Consider the following 22,697-nt stretch of genomic DNA (forward strand, 5'->3'; position numbering starts at 1 on the left):
TCAGGCAGCACTCTCGCGCACGGCATATTCGGCTGCGCGGATTGCGTCCGGCGTCCCGATATGAAGCCAGAGGCCTTCCATCTGCACACCGAAAAGACGGCTATTTTCGATCGCGCGATCAAAGAGAGTGTTCATTGAAAACGGTCCTTCGGGAGCGTCTTCGAAGATCCGAGGATGCAGGATTGCCGCTCCTGCATAGGCAAAGGGTGTTACGCCCTTTTCGGAGCGACGGGTCAGACTGCCATCGCGCGCCATTTCAAAGTCTCCGCGTCCGCTATAACCGACCGATTTCACGGTTTCGGCAACAAGCAGCAGCACATCCATCCGGTCCTCGTCCCAGGCTTCGATCATGTGCTCCAGATTGGGCTTCACCCCTTCAATCCAGTAACAGGTATCCGCATTCAGCTGGAAAAACGGCTCATCGCCCAAAAGCGGAAGCGCCTTCTTGATACCACCGCCGGTTTCCAGAAGTTGCTCGCGCTCATCCGATACAGCGATTTCGATATCATTCCTGCGGCTGACGTGAACTTCCACCAGATCGGCCAGATAGTGCACATTGACGACGCAGGTCTTCACCCCGGCAGCCACCAGCCGGTCCAGTCCGTGATCAATCAGGGCCTGTCCGTTGACCTCGATGAGCGGCTTGGGTGTCGTCGCCGTGATCGGGCGCATGCGTTTGCCCAGGCCGGCGGCCAGGATCATTGCTTTGGAAGGACGAAACCGCGATTCTGTCATGGCATTACTCAAATCATTGCGACCGGTACCGGAACCGCAGAAACCCTCAAGGCCGGTACCGACGGTACCAGTTTTTCAATTCCGACAACGCGGGGGTTTCAAGTGCCCGGTCAAGATAGCCCAGTATACGCGGCAAATGGCTCAAATAAGCCGGTTTTCCGTCACGCCGGGCCAAGCGGACAAATATCCCCAGGATCTTTGAATTCCGCTGCGCCGCCATGACTGCATAGGCTGTCGAGAAACCGGACCGGTTGAACACTCCGGTCTGTTTTTCCCTCGCAGAGACATAGGCATCGAAAAGGTCTGTTTCCAGTTCGACATCAATATCGGTACGAGCATCCATCAATAACGATGCAACATCGTAGGCGACCGGGCCGATGACCGTGTCCTGGAAATCTATGAGACCGATCCGATCCGTGCCCGTCTCACTATCTTGCCACAAAAGGTTCGGTGAGTGAAAGTCGCGCAGCACCCATCCTCGTTGAGCGTTTCCAAGGCTTTCCAATGCGTTGCGCCAAAGTGTTTCGAACTCGGCACGCATCGCCTCATCGACGGGTGTACCAGTGCTTTCGGGAACGTACCAATCAAGAAACAGGGACGCCTCGGCAACCAGAGCTTCGGTTGAATAGGCAGGGAGCCTGTAACTTGCGCCGTCCGGCAGCTCGACCGCGCCGGGCCAGGGTTCGCCATGCATCTTCGCCAGAACGTCGACGGCTGCGAGATACCGCTCGCGAACAGGCCTCCCGTTCACGACAATGGTTTCCTGCCCCAGGTCCTGAGACAGGATCAGACCGTCCTCAATGCTGGAACCAAGGATTTCAGCGGCCAATAGCCCCCGCCGGCGCAATTGCGTTCCGACAGCAACGACGGACCGGCAATCGCGCGCCAGATGCACTTTTTCCATGTAATCGCGAACAGACGGATCAACCGCATCACCAAGAAAAGGCCAGCGCATCAGCACTGCATTTTCGGCACCGGTGTCCACCGTCTCGAACGTTCTGAGAGATGCATCGCCGGCAAGAAACCGGCGCTCGGCGTCGGCAAACTCCGTTCCTTGCAGGAAATCCCTGATGCGGAGTGTCTCGCCGATCCGGATCTGCCAGGAAGTTTCTTCGGAAGAGAAACTGAAAATACGGGCGTCACTTTCCTCGTCCGGTTGGGAAATCTGGATCCAGAGCGCATGCGCGGGCAACAGGTCTTCGGCCTTTTCCGGCCACTCGATCAAGGCAGCCCCTGCCTCCAAAAGATCATCGAGGCCCAGCTCTTCCAGTTCTTCGGGCTCTTCCAGGCGATAAAGGTCGAAATGAGAGAGGTCGAAGCGATCGAAAGCATAGCTTTGAACAAGGGTGAAAGTCGGGCTCGGAACTTCCAGTTCCGGCTCTCCGGCAAAAGAGCGGATCAAAGCGCGACTGAAGGTGGATTTGCCCGCCCCCAGATCACCGGACAGGCACACGGTATCCCCCTGCCTGAGCGTCATGGCCAGGTCATTGGCAAGCCGTGCGGTCCCCTCCTCGTCGGGAATCTGCAAAGTCAGGAAAGGGGCAGGCAGGTGCCGAAGTTCGTTGTCAGCCATTGACAGGCGTCCTATTCGGCAGCGGCCTGGTCCGCCAGTTCTGGCCGCGCCGGGAAGGTGCAGGTAACCGTCGTACCCTTGCCTTCGGCGGAGTCGATATCAACTGCGCCGCCATGCAGCTCGACAAAGCTCTTCACAATGGCAAGGCCAAGCCCTGCCCCCTGACGCCGGGTTCCGGTATCGTGGCCGACGAAACGGTTGAAGACCTGGGTCAGAATTTCGGCCGGAATACCATATCCGTGGTCCTTCACAACGAACGTCACGTTGTTTTCGTCGCGGTCACAGCTGACATCGACCACCCCATCGGGTTCGGAATAACGAACCGCGTTGGAAATCAGGTTGAACAGGACCTGACGCAAGCGCTTTTCATCGGCGATCATGACACCGATGTCTTCCGGAACATGTGTGCGCAGGTTGATCCGGGCCTCCGCAATCCGGTCCTTCAGTCCCTCGACGGCAGCAGACACCGTGTCAGCGACATCAACCTCGCCAAGATCAAGCTCCATAATGCCGGCATCAAGCGTCGCCAGATCGAGAATGTCGTTGATGATGGCCAGAAGAGCGGAAGACGAAGACTGAATGTACTCGGCGTACTCGCCCTGCTTTTCGGAAAGTTCACCGAATTTCGGATCGGAAAGCAGCTGGGCAAACCCGATGATGTTGGTCAGCGGAGATCGCAGTTCGTAGGAAACGTGCTGGATGAACGCGTTCTTGATCTGGTCGGCCTGTTCGAGCGCTTCGTTCTTTTCAAGAAGGGCGCGTTCTACATTCACGCTATCGGTGACATCGACAAAGGTGACCAGGGTGCCGCCATCGGGCAGCGGGACTGTTGCATAGTCCAGAACGTCTCCATTGTGACGCTCCAGGCGGCTGACCTTTTGAGTGCGGTTGTCCAAAAGCCCTGTGACGTTGCCGGCCAGCTGCTCCCAGGCTTCCTCTTCCGTGTCGCTCAAGGTGCAGGCGGACACAACCTCCTTCACATGTGGCAGTTCGGAGAGCTGATCTTCTTCAAGTGCCCAGATCCGGCCGAAAGCCGGGTTCCAGAGACGCAGGCGGCCGTCCGAACCGAACACGGCGACCGCCTCGGACAGATTGTCGAGCGTTTCGCCCTGCACACGGGTCAGTGCGTTGTACCGGCTTTCCAGATCGAGCTGCTCGGTTACATTCTCGTAGATGTAGGTGACGCCGCCCTGAGGGTGCGGGTTGGCAATGACACGCAGCGTCCGGCCGTCGGGCAAATGCCACCAGTTCTCGCGTGCTTCCAGCGACTGGTAGCTTTCCATCATCTTTTTGCGCCAGCCGCGATAGTCGGCCTGTTCCGGAATCTTGCGTGCAGCGCGAAGCGCGTCCAGAACGGCGCCGTCTTCCGGATGGCCTTCCAGAAAGGCTGCATCCAGGTCCCAGAGCTGACGGAAGGCTGCATTGTAGAACTGAAGCTTGCGGTCGCTGCTGTAGATCGCCACGGCTGCGGCAAGCTGATCAAGGGTACGGCCATGGAACTCCTCGGCCCGCCCGAGTTCTTTCTTGGCCTGTTCCAGCTCGCTGATATCAACGGCAATACCGGCTCCACCGACATTCGCATTGACATCGGTGATTTCGAAGACCCTGCGCTCACCGGAGGCCACAATCGGGATCCGCGCGTTGAAACAGCCGTCTTCCGTCCGCTGGACAGCCATGGCTGTACGCGCCGCAGCGTCCAAGAAGGTGGCGCCTTCTTGCACTGCGCTTTCCGCATCCGTCATCTCGACCGCTTCGGCATAAGCATCATTGGCCCAAATTAGGTTGCCTTCGGCATCTCGCTGCCAGGCCGGCGCGGGCATGGCATCCAGAAGCGAGTGCAACATGTGCAGCTCGCCGGAAATCTTGGCATTGCGCGCAGCAAGTTCCGCCTGCATCTGCCGTTCACCGGTCAGATCTCTCAGGCGTAGAACGACAGCGCCGCCAGTCGTGCGCCCCAGCGCTTCGACATAGGTTCCAGTGCGGGTTTTCAAGGTTGTCGTGAAGGCTTCGCCGGTGCGGAACAGCATGTCCAGAAAACGTTCCAGATCACCGGCGCATTTCGCCGTCAGCCAGCTGCCGAATGCCAGCAGTTGCGCCGGCGGGCGCGGCACGCCGGATTTTTCCGGCAGAATACCCCAAATCTGAGGCATGGCACCGTTACCGGTCCAGACGATCACACGTTGCTCATCAGTGTTGAGCATCGCCTCGAGACGGTCGACGCGAAATTTCAGATCACCCTTTTCCTTTTCGAGGGTGGCGGTAATCTGCCCGGACTGCTTGCGATGACGGACAAGCGAAACCGCGGCGGTCACGGCAAAGGCACACATGCCGCCGAGCGCACCGAAGAGAATCATGGTATCCGGATTGATGGCAGCTGTGGTTTCCGCGAGCACGCCGGCTGCAGCCGGGCCAGACGACAGTCCAAGCCCCGCTATCGTAGCGGTGCCAAGCTTAACTCGATTCAGACTCCGATCTCGCCACGTCGCGCTTGAATGCGCGCCGTCTGTGCCGCCTATCGGCATGTTATGGTCCCCTTACGCCGCATTGTCCCGCCTTGCGGGAACAGCCCCCGGATTCCGGGAGTAAATCAAAGACTTTCGCCTCTTGGCCTTTGATTCGTTTTAACCATAACCTTTTTGAGAATCGCGCAGAAGAGTCCGTAACCGAAAAGTTAACAGGACCCTTCAAATTGAAGGGTCCTGCGTTTTTTTGTTCACAAGCTCGGATCAGGCAACCGTCAATATCTAGTAGCCTGAAAGACAAGCATCAGTATTTGTAGTGCTCGGACTTGAATGGACCGGTTTTGTTAATCCCCAGATATTGAGATTGCTCGTCCGACAATTCGGTTAACGTGACACCGAGTTTTTCCAGGTGCAGACGTGCAACCTTTTCATCGAGATGCTTTGGCAGCACATAAACTTCGTTCTTGTATTCATCACCCTTGGTGAAGAGTTCGATCTGAGCCAGTACCTGGTTGGTGAAGCTTGCAGACATCACGAAGCTCGGATGGCCCGTCGCGTTACCGAGGTTCACCAGACGCCCCTGGGAGAGCAGGATCATGCGCTTGCCATCCGGGAACTCGTACATGTCGACCTGGTCCTTGACCGGGCGGCACTTGGTGTTCTTCAGTGCAGCAACCTGGATCTCGTTGTCGAAGTGTCCGATGTTGCAGACGATCGCCATGTCCTTCATGCCACGCATGTGGTCGAAGGTGATGATGTCCTTGTTGCCGGTTGCGGTGACATAGATGTCGCCTTCCGGAAGCGCCTGTTCCATGGTCTTGACCTCATAGCCGTCCATGGACGCCTGCAGGGCACAGATCGGATCGATTTCTGTCACGATCACGCGCGCGCCCGCACCGGCCAGAGACTGAGCGGAGCCCTTGCCCACATCGCCGTAACCGCACACCACTGCGACCTTGCCGGACATCATCACGTCGGTACCGCGGCGAATACCATCGACGAGAGATTCACGGCAGCCGTAGCGGTTGTCGAACTTGGACTTGGTGACGCTGTCGTTGACGTTGATCGCCGGGAAAGGCAGCGCGCCCTTCTTCTGCATTTCGTAAAGACGCAGAACACCTGTGGTGGTTTCTTCAGAAACACCCTGGATCAGTTCTTTCTGCTTCGTGAACCAGCCCGGATGAGATGCCGCGCGCTTCTTGATCTGTGCGAACAGGGCTTCTTCTTCTTCCGACGTCGGATTTTCGATGATGTCGGTTTCACCGGCTTCAACGCGCGCGCCAAGCAGGATGTAGAGGGTTGCGTCGCCACCATCATCGAGGATCATGTTGGCGCCTTCAGGGAAGTCGAAGATCTTGTCGGCGTAATCCCAGTACTCTTCCAGGGTTTCGCCCTTGATGGCAAAAACCGGAACACCCGAAGCAGCGATGGCAGCCGCGGCCTGGTCCTGCGTGGAATAGATGTTGCAGGAAGCCCAGCGGACCTCGGCCCCCAGCGCGACCAGGGTCTCGATCAGAACAGCTGTCTGAATGGTCATGTGCAGGGAGCCGGCGATACGGGCGCCCTTGAGCGGCTTGGATTCACCAAACTCCGCACGGCAAGCCATCAGGCCCGGCATTTCGTGCTCGGCGATCTCAATTTCGGTACGGCCCCAATCTGCGAGCCCGATATCTTTGACAATGTAGTCGGTCATGAAAGTGTCCTGCTGTTAGGTCCAGCTCGTTACGCCGGGCTTAGAACAAGCGGCCGCTGCCCTTTGAAGCCATTGCCTCGACGGGTTGCGGCGGCCACAAGCCGATTTCCGGCAGAATCCGGAATTCGTTGGGGGGCGTTATAGCGCTCTCAAGGACTTCACGCAATAAAGATATAAAGAATTCTTTATATGATCGATTTACCTGCACCACAATCCACGTTCTGCCGGCTGGCCGACGCCATTCAGGCACAGGATATCCTGCTGTTCCGCAATCCGGTTCCGGACTGGGTCAGTCGCGTATCACGGCAGGTCAGCTGCCGAACAGCCAGGTTGTCGGCAAGACAGAAAATCCAAAATGCCTGTCGTAAAGGACAAGCAGAACAGCAACGCCAATCGCCCAGACGATGCTGGCAAAGGATCCAATCAGAAAATACTCTGCGTCGATCTTGTCATCGAGTTCCTTGTGCCGGGCAACGGTTTTCAACGCGATGACAGCAAGAATGATCTCCCAGTTGTTCCAGACCAGTCCTGCGACAATGAGCAATCGCTCCAGAAGACCGATATATTTTCCGGACTTGTTCTCCGGACAAGAGCTTTCGTCAGAAACCGCCCCGAAATCAGCTTGCTCAAGCGATAGAGATGCAGATGGATCCTCATGTCCTGACGCCTGTTTGGCACGGTTCCGCCGCGCCAATGCCCGTTCACGCGTACCGGCTCCGCTGATTTCAAGAATGTGTTTCGTAAAACCGGTACCGACGTCGAACAGCAGATAAGCCAGGACGATATAGCCAATCGATTGAAGCAAAATCTCGAGCATGCCGCACCTGATCAATGCCCCGTGACTGAGGCTGCATGGTCAAAAATTCTCAGAAGAATAGAAAGCCGGTCCGTAACAATCTTGTCAAAGCGATTGACAGGCTTTGCCGCCACGTCCCCAACCTTTTCCCGTTCTTCACGGTTGAGCGTATTGCGTCCTCCGGTTTCAGGGCGTCACGCATTGACGCAGATAAGCGTGCAAGGCTTCCCGGCGGCTCCGGTAATCATCCCACCCGGCCGATTCCAGTGTGTAATAGACAGATCGTTTGCTGACACCACGTTCCTCGGCAATCCGATCGGCGTTTCCTTCAAACCTGCCCCAAAGACGAATTGTCTCCAACTGCTTTTCCGACCAGCCGCGCTCCGCCTCAGACAGCACCGAGCCAAAGGCATCCAACAGGGTTTGGCGTGCACTGAGATCTTCACGCTCCGGAGCTCCCAACATTGAGAAGCGATAGGCGTTGGCATCCTGTTTCCGGTTAAGCTTTTCACGGGCACTGGCCAATCCGTCACCGAGCATGTTCCACGCCAATTCCGTGTTGACCGGTGTCTGGATATCCGCCTGTCCGATCACAAAACGGCATGGAACGGCTTCAAACAAAAGCCTGAGGCGCAGCGCATTGGCAATGTGAAATGCCAGTGCGGAACTCGGCAACATTCCCTGAAACTCATCTCCGAGTGTTATGGTCAAGGGAGATAGGAGACTAGAACGGTTCTCGGCATTCACATTGCTGATCGAATCATTGAAAACCTGATGCAATCGGCTGCGTTCCATCCTTTCGCTACCGATCACGTCACCCATGAGCACTGACAGTTTTTTCGATTCACCTGACATGGCCCGGTCCCGTCACCTGGAAAACCTGCCCTTAATGATGAAGTAAAAACACTTCAAACTCAACCATTGAAGCTAATAAACTTCATTCATACTCAGTGAAGCGAAATCACTACAAGCGACGAAACAAAGTGATCAGGACCGGTAGAGATCTTCCCGTGTCGGCGGCATTCCCGAAAGTCCTTTGGTGCGCCTTGACGTGACGGTCTGAAAAATTCCGATCGTGCCGCGCTCAAAGCCAAGCGACACACCGCACAAATAGGCAAGCCAAAGCCGGTATTTGGCCTCGCCGACCTCCGCGATCGCCGCGTCTTTGACATTCATGAGGTTTTCCGCCCACAAACGGGTGGTGCGTGCATAGTGCTCTCGCCAGGCCTCGACATCGTGCACCTCAAAGCCGTGGGCCTCGAGATTGGTCAGAGTCCAGCCGATATGATCCACCTCTCCCCCCGGAAAGATGTAGCGCACCAAAGCCTGGTACTCAGGCTTCTTGCGCCGGAACGCATTCAGATCCTTTTTGCCGCGCCGGGTTATGGCGTGGTGGAGATACAGCCCGCGCGGTTTGAGCAGGCGGTGGACGCTCTGGAAATAATTGTCGTAGTTATCCAGACCAACGGCTTCGAACATGCCAATGGAGGAGATCTTGTCGAACTTGCCGTCCATCTGGCGATAGTCAATCAGCTCAACCGAAACCTTGTCCTGCAGATTTCGAGCGGCAATGTTTTCACGAGCGAGTTTCAGCTGTTCTTCCGCCAGTGTCACCCCTACGGCCGTCACACCGTAATTTTCGGCAGCATGGCAGATCAGCGCGCCCCAACCGCAACCGATATCCAGCATGCGATCACCGGGCTTCAGCCGTAATTTACGGCAGATCATGTCGAGTTTGTCAGTCTGCGCCGTTGCCAGATCGTTGTCCCAGTCCGTGAAATAGGCACAGGTGTAAACCATCTTCGGATCAAGAAAGAGCCGGTAGAAATCGTTGGAAACGTCGTAATGGAAAGCGATGTCGTCCTTGCGGCTGCCGGAACTGCGATCCGCCAGCTTGCCGGCATCAAGACCGTCGATCTGATCCGATCGGTCGTTGGACTTGCTTCCAAGGAGCAAAGGCAATGCGTTTTTTAGCAAAAGCCCTTTGTTCAGGCGCTTACGAACTTCACGGCCTTTGACGGTTGGCCGTTTGTCGGCGAAATCGAAAATGCTTCCACCACGCGGGTCGATCTCCGCGGTTGAGTAGAGATCGATCACGGTCTTGATGCCCGGTCGCCTCAGGAGCCTGGTCAGAGCTGTCTCGGAAAGAGCAACTCGCATTCCGTCACGAGGGGCATCAGCAGGAACGAAGGAACCGTCCCAAAGCTCAAAGGCGAATTGCAGTTCCAGCGCTTCGTGAAGATGCTCCAGCACGGTGCGTGCAGCTGAAATCAACCGGGCTTTTGAATGACTCGCCATAATACCCCATCTAAAAACTGCTGCGGTCGGCCTGCGACCTGCAAATTACTTGTCGGGTGACGCAAGCCAAAGCAGGAAGGATCCTCCTGGCCAGATCCGTTGCCCGGAAAATCAGTCCTCTTCGCCGAAGCCGCTTTCGACAAGTTCAGAAATAGCAGAAAGTGCGTCTTCCGCGTCGTCGCCGGTCACACATACCTTGATGCAGCATCCCGGGCTCGCAGCGAGCATCATCAATCCCATGATGGATGTTCCGCCCACGGTCTGCCCGTCTTTTGATACTTGAACATCCGCAGCGAAAGTTTCGACAAGCTTTACAAGCTTTGCCGAAGCACGAGCGTGCAGTCCGCGGCGATTGACGATCGTCAGGTCTTTTTCAAACAAATTCTGAATTGTCATTTTCGTATTAATTTTGCCCCGACAAAACCTGACTCGCGACCGAAATATATTTTTGACCGGCTTGCCGAGCTTCATCAACCGCATCCGCAAGCTCACGATCTGCGCGCACGCTCGCCAGTTTGATAAGCATGGGAAGATTGACGCCGGCAACCACTTCGACGGATTTGCTGTCCATGACCGAAATCGCCAAATTGGAGGGCGTACCGCCGAACATGTCAGTCAGCAAAACCACACCCTTGCCGGAGTTGGCCGCCTCTACCGCCGCCAGAATATCCTGTCGCCGTTGCTCCATATCGTCATCCGGACCGATAGAAATGGTTTCAACCTGTTCCTGAGGACCAACGACATGTTCGAGCGCCGCCTTGAATTCTTCGGCGAGACGTCCATGGGTGACAAGTACAAGTCCGATCATACGTAATATGGCCTGATTATCGAGTGCAGTTGGCTCAAGGTTCCAACCGGAACCCAGGGAGCCGGGCGTTTATCAGTCTGATGCACTCTCTTCAACCGTCTCTCCAGTTGCAAGCAAAAAACACTGTTGCTGTATTAAATATAATCAGGTCCGCGCGGAAACAAACTCCGAATGGCCCATCGGGTCAGGCGAAGGCCGATATCAGACCTGTTGGCGGGGCAGGTCACGGCAGGAACAAGGCCGCCTGCGACGGATTTCGTTGCAAGGGTTTCTTCCGGCAAACGCTCGATCTCGGTCATCGGCACCAGGTCGATGAGAAGATGGACCCGGGCGACAGGTTGGAAGTCGACATCCACCAGGTCAAATCCGCGAATTTCCAGTTTTCCCGCGATTGTCTTGGGAACACGCGCGATCACACGTTCTTCTTCGCACGAGAGATAAACCCGGTCATCGGCGACAAGCACTCCCCGGTGACCTTTGGCTCTGGCGGCTTCAATGAGGGTTTCGGACAGCGATGATTTGCCGCAGCCCGCTTCGCCGCGGATCAGCAGCCCGCATGTGCCGATGATCAGACAATTTGCATGGACGGCCTGCGCCGTCACTTTCCGGCTCCTGCCGGCAGGTAAATGACGAACCTTGCCCCGGCGATCCTCTGCTCACCATCCGGACCAACCTCCATGCGGTTGGTTGCAGTGATGGTGCCGCCATGCGCCTCGATGATCTGCCTTGAGATCGACAAGCCGAGACCCGAGTTGTTGCCAAACCCTTCACCGTCCGGCCGATCGGTATAAAAACGCTCGAAAATGCGTTCCGTATTTTCCGCGCGGATACCCGGACCGTCATCATCAACGATGATCTTGATCCTCTTGCCCTCCCTCCCGAGATCGACACGAACCGTGCCGTTCGCGGGCGAAAACGAACGGGCATTATCCAGAAGATTGCTGATGACCTGTCCGAGGCGGATGTCATGACCCATCATCTCGTAGGGTTTTGCGCCATGCGCATCAGCAACCGCAAGCTTAACGCTGGCCTCTTCTGCGCCCGAGCGCTGGTTGGCGGCGTCGGCCATGTTGCGAAGCAGTTCGGCCAAGTCGATTCTTTCCGACTGGATCCGGGCCAGTTCCGCGTCCAGCCTCGAAGCGTCGGAAATATCGCTGATCAGACGGTCCAAACGGCGGACATCATGCTGAATGACTTCCATCAGACGGTCTTGCGATTCCTTTGATCTTGCCAGGGGCAGCGTTTCCACAGCGCTGCGCAGAGATGTCAGGGGGTTTTTGAGTTCATGAGCCACATCCGCGGCAAACTGTTCGATTGCGTCGATCTTGTTGTAGAGCGCATTGGTCATGTCACTGAACGCGCGGGCCAGATGACCGATCTCGTCCTGACGGTCGGCGAAGCTCGGAATTTCCTCGCGCGAATTCGTTCCCTTTCGCACGCGGTCTGCCGCAGCCGCCAGTCGACGGACCGGCCCGGCGATCGTGCCGGCCAGCAAGATGGACAAAAGAATGGTCACGGTAGCGGCAAACAGGAAGACACGAATGATCGCTATCCGCTCGGCGCGCACGATGGCATCAATATCCCCCCCTTGCGTCGACAGGAGCAGTGACCCGAGAACCGCGCGAAAGCGCTGGATCGGTACGGCCACAGAAACAATCAGTTCTCCACGCTGGGAAATGCGGGTCACGCTTGCAGGAGAACCTGCAAGGGCCGCCTCAACCTCCGGATACGCCCTGCCGTCACCGCCGCCGACTTCCTGATAAAGCGGCAGATCACCTTGTCTCAGCCAGCGTTTGGCCCATTGCCAGACCGTGTCCCAGAACCCCTCGTCTTGCGACGTGGGTGGTGGCAGATCAAATCGGAGGATCTGCGCACTCGAATAAAGGTGGCGGGAATCCAGGATCAGGATCCCTTCCGGATCGTATATCCTGGCGCGGGTTTTGGTCGGCGAAATAAGCCTTCTCAGAACCGGGCCAACGCGTTCGGGATTGATCGGAAAATCGAGATTGTCGAGATCGTCGCTGGTCGGCGTGATGCTTTCACCCGCCTGCAGCTGCAAGAGACGTTCCGGATCGACAGTGATGGCACCCGTATCCACCGTCGCCGAGGCGGCAATCGCACCGGCAATGATTTCCCCCTGGGTCAGAAGACTCTGAACCCGCGCATCGATGAGGCCCGCGCGAAACTGGTTGAGGTACAAAATGCCGATCACCAGAGCCAGAAGGCCGACCAGATTGATCGCGATGATCCGGCGCGTCAGGGACGAAAGAACATAGGTTCCGAAAATGCGCCCCAACTGATTGAGCAGGCGGCGGCGGAGACGCTTGTTGCCAAGCCGACGCAAACGGGATCGTTCCGAACCGCTTCCCGGCTCAGAAACGCCAATTCCTTCTGCGCTCTCGCTTTCAACCGCCATTCAGGTTCGCTCTACGGTTGCTTCAGGCCTCCCGGAACCGGTAGCCGACACCATAAAGGGTTTCGATCATGTCGAAGTCGTCGTCAACAACCTTGAACTTCTTCCGCAGGCGCTTGATGTGACTGTCGATGGTGCGGTCGTCAACATATACCTGATCATCATAAGCCGCATCCATCAGCGCGTTACGGCTTTTCACGACACCGGGACGCTGAGCCAGAGCGGACAGGATCAGGAATTCAGTGACGGTCAACGTCACCGGCTTGTTGTTCCAGGTGCAGGTATGGCGCTCCTGATCCATCACCAGCTGACCACGCTCCAACAGCTTGTCCGCATCATCACGCGGTGCGCTGGCGTCCCGAGGCTGCGCACGGCGCAAAACCGCGCGAACGCGCTCGACCAGAAGACGTTGGGAAAACGGCTTACGGATAAAATCATCCGCGCCCATCTTCAATCCGAACAGTTCGTCGATCTCATCGTCCTTGGACGTCAGGAATATGACTGGGAGATCCGAGTTCTGGCGTAACCGGCGCAAAAGTTCCATGCCGTCCATGCGAGGCATCTTGATATCAAAAATCGCCAGCTCCGGCGGATCGCTCTGCAATCCGTCAAGCGCAGAGGTTCCGTCCGTATAGGTCTGGACCCGATATCCTTCCGCTTCCAATGCAATTGAGACCGAAGTCAAAATGTTGCGGTCGTCATCGACCAGAGCAATCGTCGGCATGCTTTGCTTTTCCATTTCCGGCAACACGCAAGAGGCGCGTATCGGTGTTACTTTAACACAGAGCCTTTGGCCTGCTAAATGCGCATAAATTAAGGCAAACCGCTAATTCTACCTAGTATGGGGCAGAACAGCCCATTTGTCGGGTGCATTGATGGGTATCGCAAGTCGGAAAATCAAGTGCCTGCCCACCGCACGAAAAACGCGCATTGCATATTCCGAACCACTATAGCCTGCCAAGCAGGCGCGAACCAGGCTCACTTTCTTTCGAAATAACCAAAGATACGAACATTTCGAAGGTTTCGTTTTTTACTTTCCCGTCCAAATTAATCAATGAGCAAATTCAAAAATCTTTTAATCGATTAAACAATGAACCAGCACCTTTAGTAGTCTTGCTGCCCCAAAGTCATTCCACTAGGTTCGCAGCCCTCACAGCCGGATTTAGTCTTTCTTAACTCTCTCCGGCGGAGACGAGAAAAAGCCCACATCACGAGGACTGCGGGAACATGCAAGAAATCGGTGTCAGGAATCCATCCAAAGGCTGCGAAACCTTCGGCTTCAAAGGTCTGAAGGCGCTCTATTGGAACCAAAGCGAGCCTGCCCTTTACGAATACTCCCTTTCCCGTGGTGAAACCCAGCTTGCCGCAGGAGGCGCACTGGTCGCAGAAACCGGCATTCACACGGGCCGGTCTCCAAAGGACAAATTCGTCGTTCTGGACGACGAAACGAAAGACAGCGTCTGGTGGGACAACAACGCGCAAATTTCGAAAGAAAAATTTGACGTTCTCCTGTCGGATTTTCTATCTCACGCGGAAGGCATGGAGCTTTTCGCACAGGACCTGTTCGGCGGTGCGGACGCCACTCACCGGCTGCCGGTCCGTGTATTCGCCGAATATGCCTGGCATTCGCTGTTCATCCGCAATCTGTTGCTGAGACCTGAAAACAGTGAGCTGGCAAGCTTCGATCCGGAAATGACCATTGTCGACCTGCCGAGTTTCAAGGCCGATCCGGAACGTCACGGCTGCCGAAGCGAAACGGTCATTGCCGTGGACCTCACCCGGAAGATCGTTCTGATCGGAGGAACGTCCTATGCGGGTGAGATGAAGAAGTCCGTCTTTACCATGCTGAACCACCTTCTGCCGGCCAAGGGCATCATGTCCATGCACTGCTCGGCAAATGTCGGCGACGATGGCGACACCGCGGTCTTCTTCGGCCTGTCCGGCACCGGCAAGACCACCCTTTCCGCAGATCCGTCACGAACACTGATCGGCGACGATGAGCATGGCTGGAGCGAAAGCGGCGTTTTCAATTTTGAAGGCGGCTGCTACGCCAAGACCATCAAGCTGTCTGCGGAAGCCGAGCCGGAGATCTACTCCACGACGCAGCGCTTCGGCACGGTACTGGAAAACGTTGTCCTGGACGAAAACCGCGTCCCCGACTTCGACGACGGATCAAATACCGAGAACACCCGCGCAGCCTACCCAATCCATTTCATTTCAAATGCAAGTGACAGCGGCTGCGCTCCACGCCCGAAAACCATCATCATGCTGACGGCCGATGCGTTTGGCGTGATGCCGCCGATCGCGCGTTTGACCCCGGCTCAGGCCATGTATCATTTCCTGTCCGGCTATACGGCGAAGGTCGCGGGAACCGAAAAAGGCGTTACCGAGCCGCAGGCAACCTTTTCGACCTGCTTCGGCGCTCCGTTCCTGCCTCGGCATCCGTCCGAATACGGCAATCTGCTCAAGGACCTGATCGCCAGACACAATGTGGACTGCTGGCTGGTAAACACAGGCTGGACCGGAGGTGCCCACGGTGTTGGTCACCGTATGCCGATCAAGGCCACGCGGACATTGCTTCAGGCAGCCCTTTCCGGAGATCTCAACGGAGCAGAATTCAGAACCGATCCGAATTTCGGCTTTGAGGTCCCGGTCACCGTGGCCGGTGTCGATGACAGGATCCTGACACCGCGCGAAACGTGGGACGACAAGGAAGCCTACGACAAGCAAGCGGCCAAGCTGGTCGAAATGTTCGTCGGAAACTTCGCGACTTTCGAAGACCATGTGGACGGCGCTGTTCTCAGCGCCGCACCGGCCCTGAGAGCGGCTGCAGAATAAAAACCGATAATATCTGACCACACGAACTTGAACGGCGCTTGCATCAGCAAGTGCCGTTTCTGTTTTCGGGTACCTTTCTTCCTGTTTGGAAAGATCTATATTGAGTAATCCTTCCAGGGCCAGAAAGGGGCTTGCGCATGTCCGAAACCGATCGTTCATCCATCGCCGATGTTCTGAAGACAGCAGAAAGCTGGAGCGGTGCCGGAAGATCTGTCGCATTGGCAACCGTGATCGAAACCTGGGGGTCGGCTCCAAGACCGGTCGGATCTCACCTCGTGATTGACGCTGACGGCAACTTCGAGGGATCCGTTTCCGGAGGCTGTGTCGAGGGCGCCGTTGTTTCCGAGGCAATCGACGTGATTGAAACCGGCAAACCGACAGTGCTGGAATTCGGAGTAGCAGATGAGACCGCATGGCGCGTGGGTCTCTCGTGCGGTGGCCGAATTCGTGTTTATGTCGAACCTGTTCTTTGAATTGGATACCAGCCTTGCTTTCAACCGAGACATTTCTGGCCTTCATCGCCGCGACCGCGCTATTTGCCTATATGCCCGGGCCCGCTCTTCTTTATACGGCCGCCCAGACCATCTCGAGGGGTCAGCGCGCGGGCTTTATGGCAGCTGCCGGCATACATCTGGGCTGTTATGTCCACGTCTTTGCCGCGGCCTTCGGTCTGTCCGCGATCTTCACGGTGGTTCCAACACTCTATTTCGCCCTGAAACTGGCTGGCGGAGCCTATCTCGTTTATCTGGGAATTCAAATGATCCGCACGCGGATTGCGTCCGGTCCCGTGCCGAACCTTCCGCAAAAGTCCTCCCGAAGGGCATTCGCAGATAGTGTGCTGGTTGAGGTTCTCAATCCCAAGGTTGCGATTTTCTTTATCGCCTTCCTGCCCCAATTCGTCAGCCCGAGTGCCGATTTTCCGATTTGGGCCCAGTTTCTCATTCTCGGGACCATTGTTAACTTCGCCTTCACATCGGCAGATATCGTCACCGTGCTTTTCGCCACTGAGGTAAAGAAGCGCCTGACCAGAACATCCCGGTTCCAGGACTTCAGCCGCTGGATTGGCGGCTCTCTCCTGGTTGGGCTGGGCGTAAAACTTGCAACGGACCGTAGCTGACCCAATGGACCTGACCCTTCTTTCACAACTGAACAATCTTCGCTCGACCCGCCGGGCCGCGATCCTTGCAACCAGGTTGTCCGACGGCACGCAGCGGTTGGTACGCAGGGAAGAAGATTATTCGGGCGATCCACTTGCCGAAGAGTTTGGAAAACGCTTCCGATCTGGCAAATCCGGTATCATTCAGGAGGGGGCGGAGGATGTTTTTCTGACCGTTTCTGTTCCCGCCCCGCGGCTGGTGATCATTGGCGCGGTTCATATCAGCCAGGCTCTGGTGCCCATGGCCCGGATCGCCGGCCTGGACGTGAGCGTGATCGACCCACGCACCGCCTTTGCCACCGAGGATCGCTTTCCAGGCAGTTCATTGAAAGCGGAATGGCCCGAAGACGTTCTCAAGGAGACGCCGCTCGATGCCTACACAGCTGTCGCTGCGGTGACCCATGACCCAAAAATTGACGATTTTCCGCTGATGGAAGCCTTGAGAACCGGATGCTTTTACGTCGGCGCGCTTGGAAGCAGAAAAACACATGGTAAACGGCTGGACCGTTTCCGGGAAGCCGGGCTGGACCCGGCACTGTTCGGGCGGATCGACGCCCCGATCGGGCTCGACATCGGCGCCGCATCGCCTGAGGAAATCGCAGTCGCTGTTTTGGGGTCCATCATCGAAGCATTGCGAAAGTCGCCGGAGTTTCATGGATGAAGTTTGGTGACTGCCCCAGCGAAGATGCCGTCGGCTGTATCCTCGCGCACAAGACGAAGCTATCGGACAGGACCTTGAAAAAGGGGCACGTGCTTGATCTTCAGGACTGTTCCGATCTTGTCACGCAAGGCATCACCCCAGTGGTTGTCGCGCGGCTGGAAGAGGGCGATGTCGGCGAAGATCTTGCCGCAGCCCGGCTCGGCACCGCTGCCAGGGGCGATCAGGTCAGCGAAGACACGGCTTTCACGGGACGAACCAATCTTTATGCGGACCTGAACGGTGTTTTGATCGTTGACGAAACTGCTGTTACGGCGGCCAACCGGATCGATCCGGCGATCACCTTTGCCACGCTGCCGAACTTCAGCAAAGTGGCCCGCGACCGCATGGTAGCAACAGCCAAGATCATCTCCTTTGCCGTATCGGATGATCGCTTGAAACGCGCCGAAGATGCGATTCACGGTGCGGTTTCGATTGCCCGGTTCCAGCCGCGAAAAGTAGGTTTGGTCGCGACTGAGTTGCCGCATTTGAAGCCGGCGACAATGGACAAGACCCGCCGGATTCTGGAAGACCGTCTGCGCCCGAGCGAAAGCATCGTCCTTGGCGAAATGCGGGTCCCGCATTCGCACCAGGCTGTCTCCGATGCAATGCGCAAGCTGTTGCGGCAAGGTGCGGATTTCCTGATTCTTTTCGGCGCCTCGGCAGTTGTTGACCGGCACGATGTTCTGCCTGCCGCTCTCGATCTGGCGGGCGGCACCGTCGACCATCTCGGCATGCCTGTCGATCCGGGCAATCTCCTGATGCTGGGGAGACTTGACGACATACCGGTTCTGGGCGCGCCGGGTTGCGCCAGAAGTCCCAAGGAAAATGGTTTCGACTGGGTTCTGGACAGATTGCTTGCCGGCGTAGAGGTCGGGCCGAAAGACATCACCGCCATGGGGGTCGGAGGTTTGCTTATGGAAATCGGAACCCGGCCGCAACCGCGTGAAAAGAAGCTGCGCGATACCAAGCCCCGCATTGGCGCAATCATTCTGGGCGCCGGAAGATCGTCGCGGATGGGAGGTCCCAACAAGTTGCTTGCCCAGCTGGATGGTAAAGCTCTGATCCGCCATGTTGCCGAAGCCGCACAGGGCGCAGATCTGGCGCAAACTGTTCTGGTCACCGGTCATCTGGCCGAGGACGTGAGCCAGGCAGTTTCGGATCTGGATCTCACCCTGGCCCACAATCCAGACTACACCGACGGCATGGCCGGCTCGATTCGCACAGGCATGAACGCCCTTTCGCCCGAACTCGACGCCGTCATGATCTTGCTGGGTGACATGCCGCGCATTGATGCAAAGGTCTTGCGGCAACTCGCTGCCGCATACCGGGAAAACGAATCCAGCCTGATCGTCACCGCCACGGCTGACGGCAAACGGGGCAACCCGGTTCTTTGGGATCGACGGTTTTTCGGCGACTTGAAATCTCTCAGCGGAGACATCGGTGCACGCCACATAATTGCTGAAAATCCAGGCTTTGTATCTGAAGTAGAAATCGGGCCTGCAGCAAGACTGGACCTTGATACTCCGCAAGCATTAAAAGATGCGGGTGGCACTTTACCGCAAGGTGATAGCTAAGCAGTTGAGTCTTCTAAATATCACCTCCAGATAAACACCGATAATAACACTACATTAACCCGGTATGCGCTGAGTGCAGGCCGGAAATGTCAGGTATTCTATTGCATTTTTGTGACATGCCGCTTATGTAATGCCTGCGCTTGCTGAAGAGCACCCTTGCGGGTTGGACAACGGATGACGTCCCGGGCGCCGATAACATCCGATTCCTTACGAAAGCTGTTCGGATCCTCTCCTCCCGAGGATGCTCGAGCGCTTTTGTTGCTTGGTAGAAATAGAGGAAAACAACATGGCTGACTTGTCTCTCCCGCGTCCGGGTTGCTGCAAATGGGCAGAAGGTGAAGCTGGTAACTACATTTTTCCGTGCTCGACCCGTGTTGAGCCGGGCGTATCTTACTGCGCCGAGCACAGCGCCATTGTGTACATTCCGCCGGAAGAGCGCCGTCGCAACCGTTCTGGCGGTGGCGGCATGAGCCTGTCCTTCCGCCGCGCGGCTTAACAATACCAGCTGCTTTATAGAAAAGCAGAATATACGTGGGTTTCCCACGCGACTTCGGACCCGGCCATTGGCCGGGTTTTATTTTGCCTGTTTCGCACTGCCACGTCGGCCGAACTCACGCTCGTTCCGTCGCTCTCATCCAACCGAACAAAACAAAACGCGACCCGTTTCCGAGCCGCGTTTCAAAATTTCAGGCAGTTAAGGACGATCAGGCCGCCTTCAAAGCGTCTGCCACGTCCTTCAGCTGCGAAAGCGTCATTTCCGCTTTCTGCTTGGTGTCGTCGTCCTTGGCATCAGCAACGTCTTCTTCCGCATTCTTGATCGCCTGATCAAGCTGCTCTTTGCTGATCTCCTTGACCGGAACGGCCTGCTCGGCCAGAACCGTCAGACCACCGGATGCGACGTCGGCAAATCCGCCGCGCACGAAATACTCGTCCCAGGAACCACCGCCATTGCGGACCTTCAGAATGCCCGGCTTGATGGTGGACATGAACGGGCTGTGGTTCTTCAGAACGCCAAACTCGCCTTCAGTGCCCGGTACAACGACCTCGGCAACCTGCTCGGAGAGAAGCTGGCGCTCCGGGGAGACCAACTCAAACTGGAAAAGTTCAGCCATTTGGCGTCTTCCTTGTCAGTCTACAATTCAGATGGCCAAGCCATCAAACATGAAGAAAACCGGACGCCCTTTCAGGGCGCCCGATCAATCTGTCGCACTTAAGCGGCTTCTGCAGCCAGCTTCTGAGCTTTTTCGATCGCTTCGTCGATGGAGCCAACCATGTAGAAGGCAGCTTCCGGCAGGTGGTCGTATTCACCTTCCACCAGGCCTTTGAAGCCCTTGATGGTGTCTTCCAGAGCAACCAGCTTGCCCGGGGAACCGGTGAAGACCTCAGCCACGAAGAACGGCTGGGACAGGAAGCGCTCGATTTTACGTGCGCGGGCAACGGTGAGCTTGTCTTCTTCAGACAGTTCGTCCATGCCCAGGATGGCGATGATGTCCTGCAGAGCCTTGTAACGCTGCAGAGTACCCTGAACGGCACGCGCAGTGTTGTAGTGCTCTTCACCGATGATACGGGCATCCAGCATACGGGAAGAGGAATCCAGCGGATCCACAGCCGGGTAGATACCTTTTTCAGCAATCGCACGGTTCAGAACGGTCGTTGCATCCAGGTGGGCAAAGGTCGAAGCCGGTGCCGGGTCGGTCAAGTCATCGGCCGGAACGTAAACGGCCTGAACGGACGTGATCGAGCCCTTCGTGGTGGTCGTGATGCGTTCCTGCATCGAGCCCATGTCGGTCGCAAGCGTCGGCTGGTAACCCACAGCGGACGGGATACGGCCGAGAAGCGCGGACACCTCAGAACCTGCCTGGGTAAAGCGGAAGATGTTGTCCACGAAGAACAGAACGTCCTGCCCCTCATCACGGAAGTGTTCCGCGACCGTCAGACCGGTCAGAGCAACACGAGCACGCGCTCCGGGAGGTTCGTTCATCTGACCGTAAACGAGAGCCGCTTTGGAGCCTTCTCCGCCGCCTTCCTTGTTCACGTTGGATTCGATCATTTCCCAGTAAAGGTCGTTGCCTTCACGGGTACGCTCACCAACACCGGCGAATACGGAGTAACCGCCGTGCGCCTTAGCGATGTTGTTGATCAGCTCCATGATCAGAACGGTTTTACCAACGCCGGCGCCGCCGAACAGACCGATCTTACCACCCTTTGCATACGGGGCCAGCAGGTCAACGACCTTGATGCCCGTTACAAGGATTTCAGCTTCGGTGGACTGCTCGATGAAGGACGGAGCCTCCTGGTGAATGCCGCGTTTTTCAGTGAAGACGATGTCGCCAGCGTCATCAACCGGCTCGCCGATCACGTTCATGATCCGGCCCAGAGTGCCGTCGCCAACCGGCACCATGATGGCGGATCCGGTGTCAACAACTTCCTGACCGCGAACCAGACCCTCGGTGGAGTCCATTGCGATGGTACGTACCGTGTTCTCACCGAGGTGCTGAGCCACCTCGAGAACAAGGCGGTTGCCCTGGTTGTCTACTTCAAGAGCATTCAGGATCAACGGCAGGTGGTCATCGAACTTGACGTCGACAACGGCGCCGATGACCTGGGTGACCCGTCCGACCTTTTTGTCAGCCATATCCCTAATCCTCGTCTCGATCCCGTTTGATCAACTCGCTTTCGTCCAGATGAAAGCAGAAAGGTTGATCGACATTAATACTGTTCAAGCACTCTGCGCCCGATTGGGCGCAGGATGCCTTAGAGCGCTTCCGCACCCGAGATAATTTCAATCAGTTCCGTCGTAATCTGAGCCTGACGCTGGCGGTTGTAGTTGATCGTCAGCTTGTCGATCATGTCGCCGGCGTTGCGGGTTGCGTTGTCCATGGCGGACATGCGGGCACCCTGCTCAGATGCAGCATTTTCAAGAAGCGCCCTGAAAACCTGAACGGAAATGTTACGCGGCAGGAGATCTGCAAGGATCTCGGCCTCGTCCGGTTCATATTCATAAACCGCGCTGGCACCGTCGGCTGCATCGGCGTCGCCAGCTTCAAACGAAGCCGGGATCAGCTGCTGTGCAGTCGGTTCCTGTGCGATCACGGATTTGAAGGTCGAATAGAACAGCGTGCAGACGTCGAACTCACCATTGTCATACATGGAGAGAACGTCACGACCGATTTCATCCGCATTGGAGAAACCGACGTTCTTGACGGAACGCAAATCCACATTCTTGATCACGTGTTGGCCGAGCTCGCGCTTGATGGCGTCAAAGCCCTTTTTGCCCACACACATGATCTTGACCGTCTTGCCGTCCGCCAGAAGGCTGCGTGCCTTGTCGCGTGCCAGCTTGGCGATGTTGGTGTTGAAGCCCCCGCAAAGTCCGCGCTCGGCAGTGGCAACGACCAGGAGATGAACCTGATCATTGCCCGTACCGGACATCAGCTTCGGAGCATCATCGCGGCCCTCGAAAGCCACCGCGAGGTTGGCCAGCACGGCGTCCATGCGTTCCGCATAGGGGCGTGCAGCCTCCGCAGCTTCCTGAGCACGACGCAGCTTCGCCGCGGCCACCATCTGCATGGCCTTGGTGATTTTCTGCGTCGCTTTCACGGAAGCGATACGGTTTCGTAAGTCCTTCAGGCTCGGCATGGCCGCCCCTGC

The 22,697-nt window shown here is 56.7% G+C and carries 21 protein-coding genes; 6 read left to right on the forward strand and 15 right to left on the reverse strand.

Features of this window, described 5'->3' with window-relative positions; translation table 11 throughout:
* From ABLQ08_RS21265 to ABLQ08_RS21320, 12 genes are all read right to left on the reverse strand, one after another.
* A complete protein-coding gene (locus ABLQ08_RS21265; protein WP_352946049.1) occupies positions 1-735 on the reverse strand; it encodes a nucleotidyltransferase family protein in 735 nt (244 codons plus the stop codon).
* A 46-nt stretch (positions 736-781) separates the two neighbouring features.
* Entirely contained in the window at positions 782-2,308 is a 1,527-nt protein-coding gene (gene tsaE / locus ABLQ08_RS21270) for a tRNA (adenosine(37)-N6)-threonylcarbamoyltransferase complex ATPase subunit type 1 TsaE (RefSeq protein WP_352946052.1), read from the reverse strand.
* 11 nt (positions 2,309-2,319) lie between these two features.
* Positions 2,320-4,830 (reverse strand): PAS domain-containing sensor histidine kinase, encoded by a 2,511-nt coding sequence (locus tag ABLQ08_RS21275; RefSeq protein WP_352946055.1) that lies wholly within the window; start codon positions 4,828-4,830, stop codon positions 2,320-2,322.
* Between the two features lie 244 nt (positions 4,831-5,074).
* Positions 5,075-6,463 (reverse strand): adenosylhomocysteinase, encoded by a 1,389-nt coding sequence (gene ahcY, locus ABLQ08_RS21280; RefSeq protein ID WP_352946058.1) that lies wholly within the window; start codon positions 6,461-6,463, stop codon positions 5,075-5,077.
* Positions 6,464-6,773: 310 nt separating this feature from the next.
* A complete protein-coding gene (locus tag ABLQ08_RS21285; RefSeq protein WP_352946061.1) occupies positions 6,774-7,280 on the reverse strand; it encodes a hypothetical protein in 507 nt (168 codons plus the stop codon).
* A gap of 165 nt (positions 7,281-7,445) precedes the next feature.
* Complete coding sequence (locus ABLQ08_RS21290) at positions 7,446-8,114, reverse strand: SatD family protein (RefSeq protein WP_352946064.1); 669 nt, start codon at positions 8,112-8,114, stop codon at positions 7,446-7,448.
* 132 nt (positions 8,115-8,246) lie between these two features.
* Positions 8,247-9,557 (reverse strand): class I SAM-dependent methyltransferase, encoded by a 1,311-nt coding sequence (locus ABLQ08_RS21295; RefSeq protein WP_352946067.1) that lies wholly within the window; start codon positions 9,555-9,557, stop codon positions 8,247-8,249.
* A gap of 111 nt (positions 9,558-9,668) precedes the next feature.
* A complete protein-coding gene (locus ABLQ08_RS21300; RefSeq protein WP_352946070.1) occupies positions 9,669-9,953 on the reverse strand; it encodes an HPr family phosphocarrier protein in 285 nt (94 codons plus the stop codon).
* Positions 9,954-9,960: 7 nt separating this feature from the next.
* Positions 9,961-10,365, reverse strand: a complete 405-nt coding sequence (locus ABLQ08_RS21305; protein WP_022998980.1) for a PTS sugar transporter subunit IIA — start codon at positions 10,363-10,365, stop codon at positions 9,961-9,963.
* Between the two features lie 134 nt (positions 10,366-10,499).
* Positions 10,500-10,967 carry an HPr kinase/phosphorylase gene (locus ABLQ08_RS21310; RefSeq protein ID WP_352946074.1) on the reverse strand — a complete coding sequence of 156 codons (468 nt, stop codon included), beginning with the start codon at positions 10,965-10,967 and terminating at the stop codon, positions 10,500-10,502.
* The gene (locus ABLQ08_RS21315; RefSeq protein WP_352946077.1) at positions 10,964-12,781 is read right to left on the reverse strand and encodes a sensor histidine kinase; all 1,818 of its coding nucleotides are present in this window, start codon (positions 12,779-12,781) and stop codon (positions 10,964-10,966) included. Before ABLQ08_RS21315 ends, ABLQ08_RS21310 begins: the two co-directional genes overlap by 4 nt.
* A gap of 22 nt (positions 12,782-12,803) precedes the next feature.
* Positions 12,804-13,502, reverse strand: coding sequence for a response regulator transcription factor (locus ABLQ08_RS21320; RefSeq protein ID WP_116699271.1), 699 nt, complete (start codon positions 13,500-13,502; stop codon positions 12,804-12,806).
* A gap of 503 nt (positions 13,503-14,005) precedes the next feature.
* Between ABLQ08_RS21320 and ABLQ08_RS21325 the strand changes: the two genes are divergently transcribed.
* The 6 genes from ABLQ08_RS21325 to ABLQ08_RS21350 all read left to right on the forward strand — a co-directional run bounded on the left by ABLQ08_RS21325 (position 14,006) and on the right by ABLQ08_RS21350 (position 19,542).
* Positions 14,006-15,616 (forward strand): phosphoenolpyruvate carboxykinase, encoded by a 1,611-nt coding sequence (locus ABLQ08_RS21325; protein WP_352946081.1) that lies wholly within the window; start codon positions 14,006-14,008, stop codon positions 15,614-15,616.
* 137 nt (positions 15,617-15,753) lie between these two features.
* Positions 15,754-16,089 (forward strand): XdhC family protein, encoded by a 336-nt coding sequence (locus ABLQ08_RS21330; protein ID WP_352946084.1) that lies wholly within the window; start codon positions 15,754-15,756, stop codon positions 16,087-16,089.
* 14 nt (positions 16,090-16,103) lie between these two features.
* Positions 16,104-16,733 (forward strand): LysE family translocator, encoded by a 630-nt coding sequence (locus ABLQ08_RS21335; protein WP_352946087.1) that lies wholly within the window; start codon positions 16,104-16,106, stop codon positions 16,731-16,733.
* A gap of 4 nt (positions 16,734-16,737) precedes the next feature.
* Positions 16,738-17,433, forward strand: a complete 696-nt coding sequence (locus tag ABLQ08_RS21340; RefSeq protein WP_352946089.1) for an XdhC family protein — start codon at positions 16,738-16,740, stop codon at positions 17,431-17,433.
* Complete coding sequence (locus tag ABLQ08_RS21345; RefSeq protein ID WP_352946092.1) at positions 17,430-19,046, forward strand: molybdopterin-binding/glycosyltransferase family 2 protein; 1,617 nt, start codon at positions 17,430-17,432, stop codon at positions 19,044-19,046. The genes ABLQ08_RS21340 and ABLQ08_RS21345 overlap by 4 nt, the downstream gene beginning before the upstream one ends.
* 286 nt (positions 19,047-19,332) lie before the next feature.
* On the forward strand, positions 19,333-19,542 hold the full coding sequence (locus ABLQ08_RS21350; RefSeq protein ID WP_352946095.1) for a hypothetical protein: 210 nt from the start codon (positions 19,333-19,335) through the stop codon (positions 19,540-19,542).
* Between the two features lie 208 nt (positions 19,543-19,750).
* On the opposite strand, the gene ABLQ08_RS21355 is transcribed toward ABLQ08_RS21350, so the two are convergent.
* The 3 genes from ABLQ08_RS21355 to ABLQ08_RS21365 all read right to left on the reverse strand — a co-directional run bounded on the left by ABLQ08_RS21355 (position 19,751) and on the right by ABLQ08_RS21365 (position 22,685).
* A complete protein-coding gene (locus tag ABLQ08_RS21355; RefSeq protein ID WP_352946098.1) occupies positions 19,751-20,158 on the reverse strand; it encodes a F0F1 ATP synthase subunit epsilon in 408 nt (135 codons plus the stop codon).
* Positions 20,159-20,256: 98 nt separating this feature from the next.
* Entirely contained in the window at positions 20,257-21,681 is a 1,425-nt protein-coding gene (gene atpD, locus ABLQ08_RS21360; RefSeq protein WP_352946100.1) for a F0F1 ATP synthase subunit beta, read from the reverse strand.
* 119 nt (positions 21,682-21,800) lie between these two features.
* Positions 21,801-22,685, reverse strand: coding sequence for a F0F1 ATP synthase subunit gamma (locus ABLQ08_RS21365; protein ID WP_352946103.1), 885 nt, complete (start codon positions 22,683-22,685; stop codon positions 21,801-21,803).
* Between the last annotated feature and the right edge of the window lie 12 nt (positions 22,686-22,697).

The organism is Roseibium sp. SCP14, from assembly GCF_040329475.1.
GTDB lineage: Bacteria > Pseudomonadota > Alphaproteobacteria > Rhizobiales > Stappiaceae > Roseibium.

Bases quoted from the DNA above. Each gene is read 5' to 3' on its own strand.
- ABLQ08_RS21350 (WP_352946095.1), top strand. From the start codon at position 19,333: ATGGCTGACTTGTCTCTCCCGCGTCCGGGTTGCTGCAAATGGGCAGAA.
- ABLQ08_RS21315 (WP_352946077.1), bottom strand. From the start codon at position 12,781: ATGGCGGTTGAAAGCGAGAGCGCAGAAGGAATTGGCGTTTCTGAGCCG.
- tsaE (WP_352946052.1), bottom strand. From the start codon at position 2,308: ATGGCTGACAACGAACTTCGGCACCTGCCTGCCCCTTTCCTGACTTTG.
- ABLQ08_RS21365 (WP_352946103.1), bottom strand. From the start codon at position 22,685: ATGCCGAGCCTGAAGGACTTACGAAACCGTATCGCTTCCGTGAAAGCG.
- atpD (WP_352946100.1), bottom strand. From the start codon at position 21,681: ATGGCTGACAAAAAGGTCGGACGGGTCACCCAGGTCATCGGCGCCGTT.
- ABLQ08_RS21330 (WP_352946084.1), top strand. From the start codon at position 15,754: ATGTCCGAAACCGATCGTTCATCCATCGCCGATGTTCTGAAGACAGCA.
- ABLQ08_RS21290 (WP_352946064.1), bottom strand. From the start codon at position 8,114: ATGTCAGGTGAATCGAAAAAACTGTCAGTGCTCATGGGTGACGTGATC.
- ahcY (WP_352946058.1), bottom strand. From the start codon at position 6,463: ATGACCGACTACATTGTCAAAGATATCGGGCTCGCAGATTGGGGCCGT.
- ABLQ08_RS21295 (WP_352946067.1), bottom strand. From the start codon at position 9,557: ATGGCGAGTCATTCAAAAGCCCGGTTGATTTCAGCTGCACGCACCGTG.
- ABLQ08_RS21275 (WP_352946055.1), bottom strand. From the start codon at position 4,830: ATGCCGATAGGCGGCACAGACGGCGCGCATTCAAGCGCGACGTGGCGA.
- ABLQ08_RS21320 (WP_116699271.1), bottom strand. From the start codon at position 13,502: ATGCCGACGATTGCTCTGGTCGATGACGACCGCAACATTTTGACTTCG.
- ABLQ08_RS21285 (WP_352946061.1), bottom strand. From the start codon at position 7,280: ATGCTCGAGATTTTGCTTCAATCGATTGGCTATATCGTCCTGGCTTAT.
- ABLQ08_RS21340 (WP_352946089.1), top strand. From the start codon at position 16,738: ATGGACCTGACCCTTCTTTCACAACTGAACAATCTTCGCTCGACCCGC.
- ABLQ08_RS21325 (WP_352946081.1), top strand. From the start codon at position 14,006: ATGCAAGAAATCGGTGTCAGGAATCCATCCAAAGGCTGCGAAACCTTC.
- ABLQ08_RS21265 (WP_352946049.1), bottom strand. From the start codon at position 735: ATGACAGAATCGCGGTTTCGTCCTTCCAAAGCAATGATCCTGGCCGCC.
- ABLQ08_RS21300 (WP_352946070.1), bottom strand. From the start codon at position 9,953: ATGACAATTCAGAATTTGTTTGAAAAAGACCTGACGATCGTCAATCGC.
- ABLQ08_RS21345 (WP_352946092.1), top strand. From the start codon at position 17,430: ATGAAGTTTGGTGACTGCCCCAGCGAAGATGCCGTCGGCTGTATCCTC.
- ABLQ08_RS21355 (WP_352946098.1), bottom strand. From the start codon at position 20,158: ATGGCTGAACTTTTCCAGTTTGAGTTGGTCTCCCCGGAGCGCCAGCTT.
- ABLQ08_RS21305 (WP_022998980.1), bottom strand. From the start codon at position 10,365: ATGATCGGACTTGTACTTGTCACCCATGGACGTCTCGCCGAAGAATTC.